Origin of the sequence: Mixta sp., from assembly GCF_024610815.1 — a bacterium.
GTDB lineage: Bacteria > Pseudomonadota > Gammaproteobacteria > Enterobacterales > Enterobacteriaceae > Mixta > Mixta calida.
This window is the reverse complement of the sequence record NZ_JANION010000083.1, coordinates 1-14959: the sequence shown is the minus strand read 5'-3', so window position 1 is coordinate 14959 and position 14959 is coordinate 1. Positions and strand designations below refer to the sequence as shown.

General features: G+C 57.8%; 15 protein-coding genes, 1 tRNA gene and 1 pseudogene. 7 read left to right on the top strand and 10 right to left on the bottom strand.

Annotated features, from left to right (window positions below; genetic code table 11):
- Window positions 1–12: 12 nt before the first annotated feature.
- Window positions 13–402, bottom strand: coding sequence for a tautomerase family protein (locus MYY08_RS05405; protein WP_038628551.1), 390 nt, complete (start codon window positions 400–402; stop codon window positions 13–15).
- A gap of 102 nt (window positions 403–504) precedes the next feature.
- Between MYY08_RS05405 and MYY08_RS05400 the strand changes: the two genes are divergently transcribed.
- Entirely contained in the window at window positions 505–1434 is a 930-nt protein-coding gene (locus MYY08_RS05400) for a LysR family transcriptional regulator (protein WP_288013678.1), read from the top strand.
- A 137-nt stretch (window positions 1435–1571) separates the two neighbouring features.
- On the top strand, window positions 1572–3116 hold the full coding sequence (locus MYY08_RS05395; protein WP_084971344.1) for a methyl-accepting chemotaxis protein: 1545 nt from the start codon (window positions 1572–1574) through the stop codon (window positions 3114–3116).
- A 9-nt stretch (window positions 3117–3125) separates the two neighbouring features.
- On the opposite strand, the pseudogene MYY08_RS05390 reads toward MYY08_RS05395, so the two are convergent.
- Window positions 3126–3404 (bottom strand): annotated as a pseudogene (locus MYY08_RS05390) (histidine phosphatase family protein); the annotation flags it as partial.
- A gap of 77 nt (window positions 3405–3481) precedes the next feature.
- Window positions 3482–3994 carry a hypothetical protein gene (locus MYY08_RS05385; protein WP_038628545.1) on the bottom strand — a complete coding sequence of 171 codons (513 nt, stop codon included), beginning with the start codon at window positions 3992–3994 and terminating at the stop codon, window positions 3482–3484.
- 730 nt (window positions 3995–4724) lie between these two features.
- Between MYY08_RS05385 and MYY08_RS05380 the strand changes: the two genes are divergently transcribed.
- A complete protein-coding gene (locus tag MYY08_RS05380; protein WP_288013724.1) occupies window positions 4725–5972 on the top strand; it encodes an acid phosphatase in 1248 nt (415 codons plus the stop codon).
- Between the two features lie 61 nt (window positions 5973–6033).
- Here the strand turns inward: MYY08_RS05380 and MYY08_RS05375 are convergent, their stop codons facing one another.
- From MYY08_RS05375 to MYY08_RS05355, 5 genes are all read right to left on the bottom strand, one after another.
- Window positions 6034–7440 carry a PepSY-associated TM helix domain-containing protein gene (locus MYY08_RS05375; protein ID WP_104951417.1) on the bottom strand — a complete coding sequence of 469 codons (1407 nt, stop codon included), beginning with the start codon at window positions 7438–7440 and terminating at the stop codon, window positions 6034–6036.
- A 44-nt stretch (window positions 7441–7484) separates the two neighbouring features.
- On the bottom strand, window positions 7485–7997 hold the full coding sequence (locus tag MYY08_RS05370; protein ID WP_288013673.1) for a DUF2946 family protein: 513 nt from the start codon (window positions 7995–7997) through the stop codon (window positions 7485–7487).
- A gap of 197 nt (window positions 7998–8194) precedes the next feature.
- Entirely contained in the window at window positions 8195–8653 is a 459-nt protein-coding gene (locus tag MYY08_RS05365; protein ID WP_038628537.1) for a YbaK/EbsC family protein, read from the bottom strand.
- Window positions 8654–8748: 95 nt separating this feature from the next.
- Window positions 8749–9552, bottom strand: coding sequence for a siderophore-iron reductase FhuF (fhuF, locus tag MYY08_RS05360; protein WP_145055520.1), 804 nt, complete (start codon window positions 9550–9552; stop codon window positions 8749–8751).
- Window positions 9553–9916: 364 nt separating this feature from the next.
- Window positions 9917–11020 (bottom strand): GGDEF domain-containing protein, encoded by a 1104-nt coding sequence (locus MYY08_RS05355; protein ID WP_038628533.1) that lies wholly within the window; start codon window positions 11018–11020, stop codon window positions 9917–9919.
- A gap of 238 nt (window positions 11021–11258) precedes the next feature.
- Here MYY08_RS05355 and MYY08_RS05350 point away from each other — a divergent pair, with 238 nt between their 5' ends.
- Window positions 11259–11543 carry a DUF1435 family protein gene (locus MYY08_RS05350; RefSeq protein WP_288013666.1) on the top strand — a complete coding sequence of 95 codons (285 nt, stop codon included), beginning with the start codon at window positions 11259–11261 and terminating at the stop codon, window positions 11541–11543.
- 227 nt (window positions 11544–11770) lie between these two features.
- On the opposite strand, the gene MYY08_RS05345 is transcribed toward MYY08_RS05350, so the two are convergent.
- Window positions 11771–11857, bottom strand: a tRNA-Leu gene (locus tag MYY08_RS05345).
- Window positions 11858–12008: 151 nt separating this feature from the next.
- On the bottom strand, window positions 12009–13040 hold the full coding sequence (gene rsmC, locus MYY08_RS05340; protein ID WP_038628529.1) for a 16S rRNA (guanine(1207)-N(2))-methyltransferase RsmC: 1032 nt from the start codon (window positions 13038–13040) through the stop codon (window positions 12009–12011).
- A gap of 107 nt (window positions 13041–13147) precedes the next feature.
- On the opposite strand from rsmC, the gene MYY08_RS05335 reads away from it, so the two are divergent.
- The 3 genes from MYY08_RS05335 to yjjG are packed head-to-tail and all read left to right on the top strand — an operon-like array spanning window position 13148 to window position 14697.
- Complete coding sequence (locus MYY08_RS05335) at window positions 13148–13561, top strand: DNA polymerase III subunit psi (RefSeq protein ID WP_038628527.1); 414 nt, start codon at window positions 13148–13150, stop codon at window positions 13559–13561.
- Entirely contained in the window at window positions 13530–13970 is a 441-nt protein-coding gene (rimI, locus tag MYY08_RS05330) for a ribosomal protein S18-alanine N-acetyltransferase (RefSeq protein ID WP_038628525.1), read from the top strand. Before MYY08_RS05335 ends, rimI begins: the two co-directional genes overlap by 32 nt.
- A 46-nt stretch (window positions 13971–14016) precedes the next feature.
- Window positions 14017–14697, top strand: a complete 681-nt coding sequence (gene yjjG, locus MYY08_RS05325; protein WP_038628523.1) for a pyrimidine 5'-nucleotidase — start codon at window positions 14017–14019, stop codon at window positions 14695–14697.
- Window positions 14698–14959: the final 262 nt, after the last annotated feature.

Below are 14959 nucleotides of genomic sequence, written 5' to 3'. Positions count from 1 at the left end.
ACCGCGCGGCCGTTACAGGTCGCCGGTCAGGTACTGCGCCACGCCATTGGCGAAGCTCCAGTCGCCTTTGTCGTTGGTGATAAAGCTGATCATCACATCGCTGCCGCGCACGCCGCAGCAGCTCTCCAGCTCGCGCGCCAGTTCGGCCATAAACCGCTGCTTCTGTTCGCTGCTGCGTGGGCTGGTATAGACACGTACCATTACCAGGTTATCGCTGCGCGTCAGGCCGAGGCCGGTATCTTCAAACACCATCTGATAGCGTTTGTTTTCATGAACAATCTGGTAGCGGTCGCGCTCCGGCACCTTAAATGCCGCCAGCACCGCCCGATGCGCCGCGTCGAGCAAGGTTTTTAGTTCACGTTCCGAACGGCCTTCAATCAAATCGAATTGCAGCAGCGGCATGGTTTTCTCCCGTTAAGCCTCTCTTTGGCCTCTATCCTGGCCGCTTCTCAACGGAAGAAAAAGCGGTATAGTTGAACGCATTGTTTACTATTTTGAACAATTGTGATGAAACTGAAAACGGACGCGCTCTGGCTGCATCTGCACTGGCTGACGGTGCTGGCGGAACAGGGCAGCTTTACCCGCGCGGCGGAGCGGCTTGAAGTCAGCAAGGCGGCGATGAGCCAGAAGATTAAAGAGCTGGAAACGCTGGCGGGCGTGCCGCTGGTACTGCGCACCACGCGCAGCGTGCGGCTGACCGAGGCGGGAGAGAAGCTGGTACAGGAGCTGCGCGTGCCCTTCGCCGAGATTGAACAGAGCTTCTACGCCGTGCGCGACAGCAGCGGGCCGCTGCGCGGACGGGTGCGCATCACGGCGCCGGTCGCCTTTGCCCGTCAGCAGTTGCAGCCGCATATCCGCGATTTTTTGCGCCTGCATCCGCAGGTGCGCATCCAGCTGGAAGTGACCGACCGGCTGGTTTCGCTCGCCAGCGAAGGGTTCGATCTGGCCATCCGCCACAGCAACGCGCTGCCGGAAACCCATGTCGCCCAGCTATTGTGCGACACTCAGGCGCTGCTGGTGGCGTCGCCCGCCTGGCTGGCGGCGCACGGTGAACCGCAGCACCCGCAGGATCTCAGCCGTCACGACTGCCTTTACTACCCGCGCGGCACCGAGCCGCCGCGCTGGCGCTTTAGCGATCCGGCGCAGCCGCAGCGGGAGATCGTGGTCGAAGTGCGCGGCCCGTTCGCCACTAATAACAGCGAATCGATCCGCGATGCGGCGCTGGACGGGCTGGGGATTGCGATGCTGCCGGATTTCAGCGCACGTCAGGCGCTGGCGGAAGGAAGGTTGCGTCAGCTGCTGCCGCAGTGGCGTATTATGGGCGCCTTCGCCAGCCATATCTGGATCGTTCGACCCTGGGCTGCTCGCGTGCCGCGCGCGGTCACGGAGCTTAGCCAGTGGCTGCGCCAGCGCTTTCAGACGCCGGCGCGCTAGCGTTGTGCAGCGGGTCGGAAAACCGGCCCGTGAAAGTGAATTATTGTTAAAGTTTTATGATCCGCCTGCCGATTAGCCTTCAGTTATTCCCTGCACAAAATAATCAAGATCTTCATACTCAGGACAAGGCTCGTCATATGACTAATCAGCCCCACGTTACGCAGCAGGCCTGTCAGCTCGACGATGACACCACGCTGATGACTACCACGGATGCGCAAAGTTACATTACCTACGCTAATCAGGACTTCGTCGAGGTCAGCGGCTATGAGCGCAGCGAAATTCACGGTCAGCCACATAATCTGGTGCGCCATCCCGATATGCCGAAGGCCGCCTTCGCCGATATGTGGGCGACGCTGAAGCAGGGGCTGCCCTGGACCGGATTGGTGAAAAACCGCCGTAAGAACGGCGACCACTACTGGGTGCGCGCCAACGTAGTGCCGGTGATCCGCAACGGCGAGATTGCCGGCTATATGTCGGTGCGCATCAAGCCGGAGCCGCAGGAAATCGCCGCGGCAGAGACGCTTTATCAGCAGATGCGCGAAGGCAAGCTGCGCGGCTGGCGGCTGAATAAAGGGCTGCTGGTGCGCAGCGGCCTGCTCAGCCCGCTGTCGTGGCTGAAAACGCTGCCGCTGCGCTGGCGTATTCGCAGCGGCGTCGGCTTCTGCTGGTTAGGCGTCGCGCTCAGCGCGCTGGCGGTCGGCTTACAGGGCGGAGCGCTGGCGGCGTTTACTGGCCTTTCGCTGATGATGGCGCTACTGACGACCGGCTGGCTGGAGTGGCAGATCGCCCGGCCGATGGAGAAAGTGTGCCGCCAGGCGCTGGACGTGGCGAGCGGCGCTTCGCAGAAGGTCGACCATCTTGACCGCGCCGACGAAGTGGGCATGACGCTGCGCGCCGTCGGGCAGCTTGGGTTGATGTTCCGCTGGCTGGTCAATGACGTGCGCGATCAGGTGATGAGCGTCCATCAGGCAAGCGACGAGCTGGCGCAGGGCAACGAGAAGATCGCCAGTCATACCGAGCAGACGGCGGCCAGCGTGCAGCAGACGGCGGCCACCATGAATCAGATGACTACCACGGTCAACAGCAACGCGGAAAGCACCGGCCAGGCGAATACCTGGTCAATTACCGCCAGCAACGCGGCGGTGCACGGCGGCGAAGTGATGCAGAATGTGGTCGGCACTATGGATGAGATCGCCGCCAGTTCAAAACAGATCGCTTCTATTACCGGTCTGATCGACAGCATCGCCTTCCAGACGAATATCCTGGCGCTGAACGCGGCGGTGGAAGCGGCGCGCGCGGGCGAGCAGGGCAAAGGCTTCGCGGTGGTGGCGGGCGAGGTGCGCAATCTGGCGAAACGCAGCGCCAGCGCCGCCAGCGAGATCCGCCATCTGATCGAAGCGAGCGTGCTGAAAGTGGAGTCCGGCGCTGGTCAGGTGCATCAGGCGGGGCAAACCATCGCCGATATCGTGGAAAAGGTGCAGAACGTCACCGATCTGTTGCAGCAGATCAGTACCGCCACCCGCGAACAGGGCACTGGCCTGAGCGAAGTTGGCAAGGCGGTGGAGGAGCTGGATCGCATTACCCACCACAATGCTTCGCTGGTGGAGGAGGGCGCGCAGGCGTCGGCGCGCATGAAGGATCAGGCGCGTCTGCTGGTCGACGCGGTGAATGTGTTCCGCTAACGCGTCGCGTCAGAGAAAGGCGCGGTGATACACCGCCGTGCTCCAGTAACGGCTGCTGGCGTGTTTTTCCGCCAGCCAGCCCTGACGACGCAGTTCGCGCGCAATCAGCTTATTCGTAATGCCGTGTCCGGCCAGCAGCACAGCGCCGCGCTCGCTGAGCGCGATCAGCTGGCTGGCGGCCTGCGCCGCGCGACGGCGGGCGTGACGGAACGACTCTACCGAGCCGCCGTAGCCGCAGAACCAGAGCAGGCGCAGCAGCGACAGCCAGAGGCCGGGCGGTAGCGCAGGCGTTTTAACCGGCAGCAGCGCCACGTCGCGAAAGCTTCCTTTGCTTTATGAGTCGGTAAATCCTGCCGGGGCCAGATTCAATACTTTATGACTGCATGCACAACCGTCATGCCCAGCGCATTGCTACGTTTAGTGACGCGAAGAGTGCCGCCATCAAAGTAATCGCCCGCCGGTTCGCACACTTTTATGCGTCTTTTCAGGTCCGGATCGTCAACGTAAGCGCCAGAACAGTCGTTACGGCTGCGTGCAGAATACTCACTGGTGGCAGTATAAGTACTCGTTGTACCAGGAAGCAGCCAGACAACGGTGCTGAGCAGGATATAGCTAAAGATGGCAACAATCAGAACTGACCCCGCATAGAGCTTAATATTGCTCATAATGCCGTGGATACGCTTATCCTTATCCCGTTTTTTAATGCAAAAAGAAAGGCACAAACCGAGGATGAGTCCCGCGACAAGCAGCATATGCAGCGTTTTTCGGGCAAGGAAAGTACTTTGGTTGATTGTGTTATGCCACGCAAAGAAAGCAAATATGCAGCCAAGCCCACCTGTGGTTGCTAATAGTAAACGGGGGTACGAAAGGGTATTCATTTGTCACTCTCTCCATGAGCCAGCATCAGGTTCAGGGGACTGAAGTCTGGGATTAACCCCACCACAGAGATATTTCTTTCAGCACCTGAAGACGCTTGTGTTAAGCATGCACTTAACAAATTCGCCTTAAACCCAAATCCGAAGGAATAGGTAAGGGCGGTCTTATTCTGCTGAAATACTTTCTCACTGACAACTGACAAGACTCCGCTTCTGACGCAGAGCAGACTGGTTTCGTTCTCCCGCTACAGGCTCAGCAGGCCTTGAAAGAGGCTCAGAGGCGAAACCAGCTACAGGGCGGCGTGACTTTTCTGTGGCGTCTGCGATGGATGATCCAATACCTGAAAGGTTCAGGAGCGGATGAAGAGAGAGAGCTTTCCAGGTCGAGCGTTCTTTTATAGAAAAAGGCAGTTACTTTAATGGGGAGAAACCGCAATTAGCGGAAAGCGGACCCGGCTGCCCAAAATCAGGAGGTATACTCGATAAAATAGTAGTGATTACGGACGATTCAACGGCGTATTTTTTAATTCTCTGTTTCTGCGCTATTCATCCGGGGCTTTATCACAATGAAATCCTCAAGAACTAACGGGCATTTCTGATTTTCCGGGCAAGACGTCATTTCCGTTCTGCCCGCTCTCCACAGAAGTTTTACAAAACTTTTCCTGTCATCAAACTGTCATCGCGCCGATTCAGGCTGACGGCGATAAGTTTTATTAACAAGGAAAAGAACGTGATGAAACCGACTTTGCTTAGCCTCCTGCTACTGTGCGGCACCGCCTCCGCCGCCGACTTCGATCGCATTTCCGCGATTGTCGACGCCACCACGCCCGCCAGCGATAGTCAGGCCTTTACGCAGCTGGAGGCGCGCAGCTTACAGGCGCTGCGTCAGACGCTACAGGGATCGCAGCCGCAGCTCACGCGCGATGCGCTGGAAAAGGCGAAGCAGGGCGCGCCGCAGGCGGATAAAGCCTGGTTGAAAGCGAGCGGTTATGACTTTGCGGTGAAACAGCAGCAGCAGGCGGATATCGCCCTGCTTGAATCCTTTAATACGCTGCCGGCGGCGGTTAAAGCGCAAAGCATGGCGACCGTTACACGCATTAACCGCGACGCGACCCGCGGCGAACGCCAGCAGGCGCTGGCCGATGCGGAAGGTATCGGCTATCTCTATTTTCTCGCCGATGCGCTGGGGCCGAAGCTGGGCCAGGCGTTTTTAACCGCTTACGATAAGGGCGAGCTGGCGAAGGCCGCCGCACTAATTAAAGCCAGCGAAATCAGCACCTCCGCCGCAAAGGATTATTTTCACTATCCGCGTCCCTTCCTGCAGCCGGGCAATCAGATCCATCAGGTGCCGGACGACGTGGTGGTAAAAGACGGCAAGCCTTACGGCGCCAGCGGCGGCGCCTTCCCCAGCGGGCATACCAATACCGGCTACACCGATGCGCTGCTGCTGGCGGAGATGCTGCCGGAGCGTTTCGTGCCGCTAATCGATCGCGGCGCGCGCTACGGCTATTCGCGCGTGGTGCTGGGCGTGCATTATCCGCTGGACGTGATCGGATCGCGCATGATTGCCGAGCGCAACGTGGCGCACGATATGAACGATCCCGCCTGGCGCAAGCTGTTTGACGAGGCGAAAGGCGAGCTGCGCAGCGCTCTGGCGCGCGAGTGCGGCGGCAGTATAGCGCAGTGCGCGCAAAGCCCGACGCAGGACGATCCTTACCGCGATCCGGCGATGAAGGACTTTTATCGCTTTACCATGACTTACCAGCTGCCGCGGCAGGCGGCGGCGAAGGCCCCGTTTAACGTGCCGAAAGGAGCGGAGGTGCTGCTGGAGCCGGTGCTGCCGCAGCTGAGCGTCGCGCAGCGGCGAGCGCTGATGGCGAAAAGCGCGCTGGCGGACGGCTATCCGCTTTCTGGCGGCGACGGGGAACAGAACTTCTGGCAGCGCCTGAATCTGCATGAGGCGGTGACCGCGGCGCGCTGAACGGTGCCGAAGAGGGTATTTATCAACGAAAACGGGCCGACATCGCGTCGGCCCGTGCTTATCAGGCGCGCTGCGCCTGTCGCCAGCGCCAGATGTCGATCAGCAGGAAGCAGACCAGGCTGATGCCCATTAGCGGCAGGCTAACGGCCAGCGCCACCGTTACTACCGACAACAGAAAGCGCAGGCTGAGGCTCATGCCTCGCCAGGCCTGAATCAGCGTCTCCGCCGGATGGTGGCGCGGCTGAGCGGGACGGCGCAGCCACCAAAGGCGATAGCCCAGCGCGATTAGCACGCAGAGCGCCAGGCCGAAAAAGGCCAGCACCAGCTGGTTCGCCAGGCCGAAAAGAATGCCCATATGCGCATCCACGCCCCAGCGCGTCAGCTTCGCCAGCAGGCCGAACTGCGCGAATTCCACCTTATCCGTCACCTGAAAGGTGTGCGGGTTGACCGCTACGCTGTCGACCTGCGTCGGCCAGCGGCGATCGATTTCGCTGACGATCCACGCCCGGTCCGCCTGGGCGGCGGGTCGGATCTCCAGCTTCGCGGCATCGATGCCGCTGGCGCGCGCGGCGGCCAGCACGCTATCAAACTGGCTTGGGCTGAGCGGCGCGTCGGGCGCATGATGCATCATATGACCGTGATGCTCCGCATGTTCATCCATCATCATCGGCGGCATCGCGCCGTCGAGCTGCGTGTTGACCGCGGGCGTCAGCCAGCCGAAATGGCTGCGCATGGCGTTGATGTTGTCGCCCGCCCAGCGCGACCAGGTCAGGCCGGTGGCGGAGAAAAACAGCAGGCCGATCAGCAGCGCCACGCCCAGCGTGCCGTGCAGCGCGCGCAGCCTTAACAGACGCCCCGTGCGCGATGCGCTGTTGCGTCCGGCGCGCTTCGGCGCGCGCTGCGTCGCCCAGAGCAGCACGCCGCCCAGTGCGGCCACCCACAGCCAGCTGGCGGCCAGCTCGCTGTAGTTGCGTCCGATATCGCCCAACAGCAGGCTGCGATGGAGGTAATCGATAGTGGTGCGCAGCGGCAGAATGCCGCTGGTGCCGTAGACCGTCAGGTCGCCGCGGATTTGCAACGTAATCGGGTCGACGAATACCGCGCGGCTTTCCGACGGCGCGCTGTTGGCGAAACGAAACATCACCCGCGTGGTATCGGTTGCCGTCGGCGCGGGGCGCACGGCGGCGATAGCGGCATCTTCGCCAACATAATGCAGCGCGGCGTCGACCTGCGCGGAGAGCGGCTGCGCCGGGCCGGACGCATCGGTAGTCAGCTGCTGCGCATAGAGAGAGTGCTCCAGCTGCGGCGTCAGTACATAGAGCACGCCGGTCAGCGCGGCGACAAAGATAAAGGGGCCGATAAACAGGCCGACAGAGAAATGCAGACGACGCATCAGCTGTAAGAATGCCTGCCTGCTTTGCGCTTTTTCAGCGTGTGCCGATGCCGTCGGCACGATTTTTTCCGACATGATGGTTCCTTTGCCCGCGTGCGGGCGATAAAAAATGGGCTGGGTTAAACGACAGAGAAGGCGTTAACCGGCGGCCCGCGCGGACGGAACCAGAGAGGCGTCCAGCTGGCGACAAAAGGCTGTAGCTGGAGAGGCGCGGCAGGGATCGCTGCCTGCAACAGCGTCCAGAGTTCAGGCAGGCGAACGGAATCAATCGACAGATGGATCAGCAATACGCAGTAGCCGCAGGCGCTATCGTCCATCATCGACATCGGGTGATGTTTTGGCAGTGATGAAGCGGCGTGCTGCGTTTTGGCGGAAGAGGGCGGCATCGGCTGCGCATCGTGTTGCGTTAGCGCGGTATCCTCATGTGGCATCATCCCGGAAGCGTCGTGCATCATCATCTCGCCGTGCATCATCATCATGCCGGAGGCGTGGTGCATCATCGCTTCCCCATAGCCACGCTGCGCCATCAGCGATTTGGAAATCACCGGTGCGATAAACAGTAGCAGCATAGCCAGTAACGCCAGCCAGGCGGGCAGGCGGCTGCGGGCTACGGCAAAATGGATCAGCGACACGAATCACCCTGTTAAAAAATGACGACATAATTGTACGCGAAGCGCAGGGAGAGAAATAATTTTTTTACAGAAGGGAAAGCAGACAGGGTGTTCGGGCTGTTTCGCTGAGGTGGGCCTGAGGCGCGCGATGCGCCCGTTCCGACGGCGCGTAGCGGCGGGCGTTATCGTCGTCGCCCGCCGTGAAAGGTTCCGCGCGCTTACTGGCAGACGTCGACCCATTCGGCATCGGTTAACGCCGCCATCTGTTCCGGCGAGATGCGCACCGCGCTGTGAGTCGCGCCCGCCGCTGGCAGCACTTCGCTGAAGCGCTTCAGAGAAATATCGCAATAAACCGGCAGGGGATGCTCCAGGCCAAACGGACAGACGCCGCCGGGCGGATGGCCGGTCCAGTTCAGCACCTCGTCGGTGGTCAGCATGCGGGCTTTAGCGCCCAGCGTCTCTTTTAATTTGCGATTGTCCAGCCGCAGATCGCCGCCGGTAACGATCAGAATGACCCTATCTTTGACTTTCAGCGACAGGGTTTTAGCGATTTGTCCCGGAACGACGCCATGCGCTTTGGCGGCAAGATCGACGGTCGCCGTACTCTGATTCAGTTCGATAATGGCGATTTCAGGGGCGCGCTCGGCAAAAAACTGCCGTACAGACTCCAGGCTCATGCTGCTCTCCACAAGAAACGAAGGTGATAAAGCTGCCATAACCGGCGGAATCTGTAAATGTTATGCGGCGGTGAGGCGCCGCCGCTGGAGAGAAATTAAACAGGCTTGAGGGTGCAGTCGCCGCAGCGGTCAATCGCAGGCAGTCGATAGCGCTGACAACAACTGCGACGCTGCATGGCACCGTCGCGCGGGATAACGGTGCGGTAAAGTGGGTTGTCGCTGCCGTCCAGCAGATGACGTGAGAAGAACAGTGCGTGTTCCAGCGTCAGCAGCGTCGCTTCATCCACCCAGCTTTTCATTTCGCCAAGGAACCAGTGCATCAGGTAGCCGTTATTGTTCCAGATTAATTTGGCGTTGATGTCGCCATGCTGCTCGATGCCTTCCACCGCCGGAATAAGGTGGCGCTGGATCATGCGGTCGATACGCTGGTGCGCATTCAGGTAACGCGCCTCTTCATCTTCGTGCGCGTCGATCCAGAATTTATCCGGGCGGCCGCTTTCATGAAATTGCAGATGGAAATGGCGCAGCGAACAGTCCAGCGCGCGCGTTTCCATCACCAGCGCCAGCATCATCGGCGGTACGATCAGGCCAAAATACCACTGCGCCCACAGCGATTGCAGCGGCTTTGCTTCACGCGTCATCTCAGGATAGTTACGGTAGATCTCATCAGCGTAGCGCGCCAGCAGCGGCGTAAAGTGCGCGCTTTGCGACCACGCCGGCTGCGTTAACGTATCGGCAGGCGCCGCTGCGTCAGGACTGGTAAAGCGCAGGAAGTCCAGGAACCAGGCGCGATGCTCGCTGAACAGGCTGTGCAGCGCAGTAGTGAGCGACGTATCGCTCTGCATAAAGATGACCGGAGAGGAACCGTATTCATAAGCCTGACGCGTAACAATAGCCATAGGGCTTCCTGTGTGAACGACTGCTGAATGGTGATAAGAAAACAAATGATAATCGTTCTTGATTGTATCCAGGAAGAAAAAGGGTGGCAAGCGGCAGAGCAAAGGTTGAACAAGGTCGGCACGGAAAATCAAATAACCCTGCGCAGACTCAGGATTAGCTAACTTTTTATTGACGGGCGAGTCACAAAAAAGAGGCGTATTCAGAAAGAATTAATAAAAAAATCGCGCCGGTTAGCCAGCGCGGCTGCATTAATCTGCTCGGTTATCGCTAAGGCGTTACGGTAAAACAGTAAGCCCGAACAAATTTGAATTAAGTATCATTATTAATAGCGGCTGAATATTTATATTGTGAATCGCCTTTTCATCATTGCATTAAATCGGCCGGCTGCGTTAATCGATTTGTTTCGCAAAGTTCTTCCCAGGAAAGAATGGTATTTCTGCCCCGGTTCTTGGCCACATATAATGCCCGGTCGGCATTAGCGATCGCCTGTTCCGCATCTTCTTCAAATATTGGCGCAATACCCGCGCTGATGGTGACGTGCGTAGAAACCCGATCGTTAAAACGGTGGGGAATTTCCAGGTCCAGCACATGCTGACGGATACGTTCGGCCAGCCGCATAGCGATAGCAGCGTTAACGTTGGTCATTAATACCAGAAATTCCTCGCCGCCGTAGCGCGTCACCACGTCGCGCGAACGCACCGCATCTCTTATCGCCGCTGAGACCCGCGCCAGCGCCTGATCGCCCATGGCGTGACCGTAGTTATCGTTATAGGCTTTGAAATTATCAATATCCAACAGCATGACGAAATGGCTGCCGGCATGGTTCTCAAGGATATTTTCCAGCCGGTTTTTCAGGCCGCGCCGGTTGTAAAGGCCGGTCAGCGGATCGAGCATGCTGAGATCGCTGAAGGTCTGCTTCTCCTCATACAGCTGGAACAGCAGCCGACGCGTAAAGTGATCGCTGCGGCGCTGCATCAGGCTTTGCAAGGTGAAGCCGAGCAGCGGCAGCGCAATGGTGAACAGCAGGGTAAGCGAATGCTGGCCGCGATCCAGCACCAGCACCATCAGCGAAGGCGGAATGATATGCAGGCTGAACGCCAGCAAATGTTCATTCAGTGAGATGGCGCTGATAAAGAAGATGGTCATCAGGCTGATTAAAAGAAAACTGCCGTCGAAATAAAAGATCAGTGCATTTTTATGCAATATCAGCCAGGCCCATAATATGCCCATAATTAAAGCCGTAACGGATAATATCGGTTTCCTTGTTACAGGCTTAAGCAAGGCGACGGCCAGCAGAAATAAACTCAGCGTAACAATAAGCGTTGCCGGCAACGAGAATGTCAAATTCTCACCTTTATTTATCGGTAACATAAAAAAAAGTGATGTCGCCATGTTGAGAAAAAGAAAAAGCATCAACGAAAGGCGATATTTGCTGTGAAGCAATTCTTCATAGGTCTGTAATTTCATTGTTATCACTCGGGACGGCCCTGAAAAATCAAAGCGCCATTGCCACAGTAAAAGAAGTTACTCTGGAAATGATTTTGAGCTGTTATTATATGCTTATGGGAATAAGAATAATCCTGGCAATCTACCACTTTATAACTGGTCTGTCATCCTTGTGTACAAAGATTCAACACAAGAAAGGTGCAAAATGATAAAAATTATCATATGCTATTGGTAATCATTATCATTTGGTGCGACGGATATGCTGATGGCGATTATGGCGGCCTGCGGGCTGTGGAGCGTAAGCTGGGCAATGGGGAAACGGCTGCGAAGCGCATGGGGCGTGATTCTGCCAGGCGCGCTGATGCCGGTGGTGGCGTCCATTCATCTCACCTTTAACGAATGGCGCTGGCTATTAGTCGCCGCGCTGCTGTTAACGCTGATCATGCTGATCCATCATCGGCTGCGTCGCTATATCTTGCTGCCTTCCTGCATTGCGCTGGCGAGCGTGCTGGCGGCGGTTTCTGTGAACGCCGGTGGCCTGTAAGGAAACAGGGGCTGAAAAAACGCGTATGACGGCGACGGCAACAAGGAAGCAGGGCGGCCTGCGAAAATCATCGTCACGCAAGCTGGCGTGGTTGATGAATGCACGGGTCCAGTGAAACGAGCCAAAGCCGTAAAGCGGAAGCAACGTAATGCGAACAGCACGGATAGCGCAGGAAGAAAAAGAGAGAAAAAAGGATAATGCGGAAGAACTACCGAGGGCGACAATATTGGTGCGAAGAGAGGGACTTGAACCCTCACGTCCGTTAAGACACTAACACCTGAAGCTAGCGCGTCTACCAATTCCGCCACCTTCGCATTCCGGCAATGCTTTACAGCACTGCAACCACGGAGGCGAATTCTGGAGATTTTTACCGGGGACGTCAACAGATATTTCTCGACTCTGTTGCGATTGCTGTAAAAAACAGCACCTCCCCGGGAAGTGGCGATTTAATCGCCGCGTTAGCGCTTAGCGAGCGCGAGCGGCGCGTCCCCAGACGGCACGATAAACTTTAAAACGACCGGTTTGCGCCAATACCTCGTGCTGACCGAAGGTTTCGTCCAGCACCTGCGGGTAGGGCAGGAAGGCGTTCGCCACCAGCCGCAGCTCGCCGCCGGTATTCAAATGCTGCGCCGCGCCGCGGATCAGGGTGCGCGCCGCCTCAAGGCTGGTCTGCATGCCTTCATGAAACGGCGGGTTGGAGATGATCATATCGAAACGGCCGGTCACGTCGGAATAGACGTTGCTGGCGAAGACTTCGCCCTCCAGCTGATTCGCCGCCAGCGTCGCTTTGCTGGCCGCCAGCGCGGCGGCGTCGACGTCAGTCAGCCACAGGCGCACCTTCGGCGAATGATGCGCCAGTAGCGTCGCCAGCACGCCCGCGCCGCAGCCGATATCCAGCACTTTGCCTTTGGTATGCGGCGTAAAGGTTGAGAGCAGCAGGGCGCTGCCGCCGTCGAGACCATCACGGCTGAAAACGCCAGGCAGCGTTTTGATCGTGCAGTCGTCGATCTGATATTCATCCCAGAACGCGTCGGCATCGAACGTCGGCTGCTGCGTCAGTCGGCCATGATAAAGACCGCAGCGACGCGCGCTGTCGATTTTGTCCAGCGTCGCCCACGCCTCCAGCATGCCTTCGGCGCTGCGCACGCCGCTGCGGTTTTCGCCAATCACGAAAATATCGCTGCCGACCGGCAGCAGCGACAGCAGATTTTGCAGCTGGAACTGCGCTTCCGGCTTGTTTTTCGGCCAGTAGTAGATCAGGGTATCGCATTCCGCTACCGCGTCCGCCGTCGCCACCAGGCCAAACTGCGCGCGGTCGCCCATGCTGCGGCTTAATGATTGCCAGTGATGGTAATATTGCGTATGAACACGGCTCAGTTGCGTTTCCAGCTGGGCGGGCAGGTCATCCTGCAAATCACCGGCAAACAGCACGCGGCGCGCTTGCCATTCATCACTGTGGCGCAGGATCACTTCACTCGCCGGGGTAAAAGCAGACATCAGGTAACTCCTCAGAAATCAGAGCGCAGAGTATAGTGGTTTGTTGGCGCATGTTCGATGGGTTTGCTAGCATAGCGGCGCATTATAAGGGCGTAACGGGAATATCTATGTCATCCAGACGTGACTGGCTACTACAGCAAATGGGCATTACGCAGTATAAGCTGCGGCGTCCGCGCGCGTTGCAGGGCGAGATCGCCATCACGCTGCCGCCGGACACCCGTCTGCTGATCGTGGCGGATATCCCGCCCGCCGCCGGGGACCCGCTGGTCAACGATGTGCTGCGCGCGATGGCGATAGCGCCGCAACAGACGCTGAGCATTACGCCGGAACAGCTCGCCATGCTGCCTGACGATCGGCCCTGCGCCAGCTGGCGGCTGGGCACCGACGCGCCGGTATCGCTGCCGGGTCCGCAACTCTCCACGCCGCCGCTTGAGGCGCTCTATTTTGACGCCGACGCGAAACGCGCGCTCTGGCGACAAATTTGTGAATATGATGCCGATTTCTTTACTCACTCCGAATGATCTTCCGCAGGCGCTCGCCATTGAGCGGCGCAGCCACGCTTTCCCCTGGACGGAGGCGACCTTCGCCAGCAATCAGGGCGAACGTTATCTCAACTACCGTCTGGACGTTGACGGCCAGATGGCCGGTTTCGCCATCACCCAGTGGGTGCTGGACGAAGCGACGCTGTTCAATATCGCCGTCGATCCGGCATATCAGCGCCGCGGCCTGGGCAAAAAGCTGCTTAATCATCTGATCGAACAGCTACAGCAGCGTGATATTTTCACGTTGTGGCTGGAAGTGCGCGCCTCTAATCAGGCGGCGATCGCGCTCTATGAGCAGACAGGTTTCAATGAAGTATCGGTGCGCCGTAACTATTATCCGGCACATCACGGCAGGGAAGATGCCCTGATTATGGCGCTTAGCTTGTAAACGCTGGCGCGCGGGGCGCCCTGAAGTGCCGTAACAGGAGAAAACTATGCTGGAAAACTGGGACTGGATCCTTTTTGACGCTGACGACACGCTGTTTCACTTCGATGCGTTTGCCGGCTTGCAGCGGCTGTTCAAAGAGTACAATGTCGATTTCACTACGGCGGACTATCACGAATATCAGGCGGTGAATAAACCGCTGTGGGTGGAGTATCAAAACGGCGCCATTACCGCGTTGCAGCTACAGCATCAGCGTTTTAGCGGCTGGGCGGAGAGGCTGAACGTGACGCCGGACGCGCTGAACAGCGGCTTTCTTTCCGCTATGGGCGAGGTGTGCGTGCCGCTGGAAGGCGCGGTCAATCTGATGAACGCCCTGAAAGGCAAAGTGAAGATGGGCATCATCACCAACGGCTTTACCGCACTGCAACAGGTGCGCCTGCAGCGCACCGGCTTCCGCGACTATTTCGATCTGCTGGTGATCTCAGAGCAGGTGGGCCACGCCAAACCGCATCCGGCGATTTTTAACTATGCGCTGGAAAAAATGGCGCATCCGCCGCGCGAGCGGGTGCTGATGGTCGGCGACAATCCTGATTCAGATATTCTGGGCGGGATTAACGCCGGGCTGAAAACCTGTTGGCTGAACGCGGACGGCAGAGAAAAACCTGAAGCGATCACCCCGGACTGGCAGGTCAGTTCACTGCATGAACTGCAATCCATTCTGTTTGCTTAAGTTTTAAAAACCATCCCTTTTTAGTTATATCCACTGCGATAGCGGCCATCAGGCCGCTTTTTTTATGGGTTATTCGCTGTAAAACAGCATCCTGCTTTGTTGGTTCGCTCTGGAACCGCTTTTCCAGAGAGTATTTCAACAAAATTAGATCCAGTTAAGAAAAAAATTTGCCCTTCAGAATGGCGGTTTTTTTTGTCGTTTTTAGCCGTGAGTCGCGCGGTAAGTACAATTTATCTGATATTTTGTAAGAATATTCCTATAG

Coding starts and splice junctions, on each gene's coding strand:
- MYY08_RS05405 (WP_038628551.1), bottom strand. CDS start 402: ATGCCGCTGCTGCAATTCGATTTGATTGAAGGCCGTTCGGAACGTGAA.
- MYY08_RS05395 (WP_084971344.1), top strand. CDS start 1,572: ATGACTAATCAGCCCCACGTTACGCAGCAGGCCTGTCAGCTCGACGAT.
- MYY08_RS05385 (WP_038628545.1), bottom strand. CDS start 3,994: ATGAATACCCTTTCGTACCCCCGTTTACTATTAGCAACCACAGGTGGG.
- MYY08_RS05380 (WP_288013724.1), top strand. CDS start 4,725: ATGAAACCGACTTTGCTTAGCCTCCTGCTACTGTGCGGCACCGCCTCC.
- MYY08_RS05375 (WP_104951417.1), bottom strand. CDS start 7,440: ATGTCGGAAAAAATCGTGCCGACGGCATCGGCACACGCTGAAAAAGCG.
- MYY08_RS05365 (WP_038628537.1), bottom strand. CDS start 8,653: ATGAGCCTGGAGTCTGTACGGCAGTTTTTTGCCGAGCGCGCCCCTGAA.
- fhuF (WP_145055520.1), bottom strand. CDS start 9,552: ATGGCTATTGTTACGCGTCAGGCTTATGAATACGGTTCCTCTCCGGTC.
- MYY08_RS05355 (WP_038628533.1), bottom strand. CDS start 11,020: ATGAAATTACAGACCTATGAAGAATTGCTTCACAGCAAATATCGCCTT.
- MYY08_RS05350 (WP_288013666.1), top strand. CDS start 11,259: ATGCTGATGGCGATTATGGCGGCCTGCGGGCTGTGGAGCGTAAGCTGG.
- rsmC (WP_038628529.1), bottom strand. CDS start 13,040: ATGTCTGCTTTTACCCCGGCGAGTGAAGTGATCCTGCGCCACAGTGAT.
- MYY08_RS05335 (WP_038628527.1), top strand. CDS start 13,148: ATGTCATCCAGACGTGACTGGCTACTACAGCAAATGGGCATTACGCAG.
- rimI (WP_038628525.1), top strand. CDS start 13,530: ATGATGCCGATTTCTTTACTCACTCCGAATGATCTTCCGCAGGCGCTC.
- yjjG (WP_038628523.1), top strand. CDS start 14,017: ATGCTGGAAAACTGGGACTGGATCCTTTTTGACGCTGACGACACGCTG.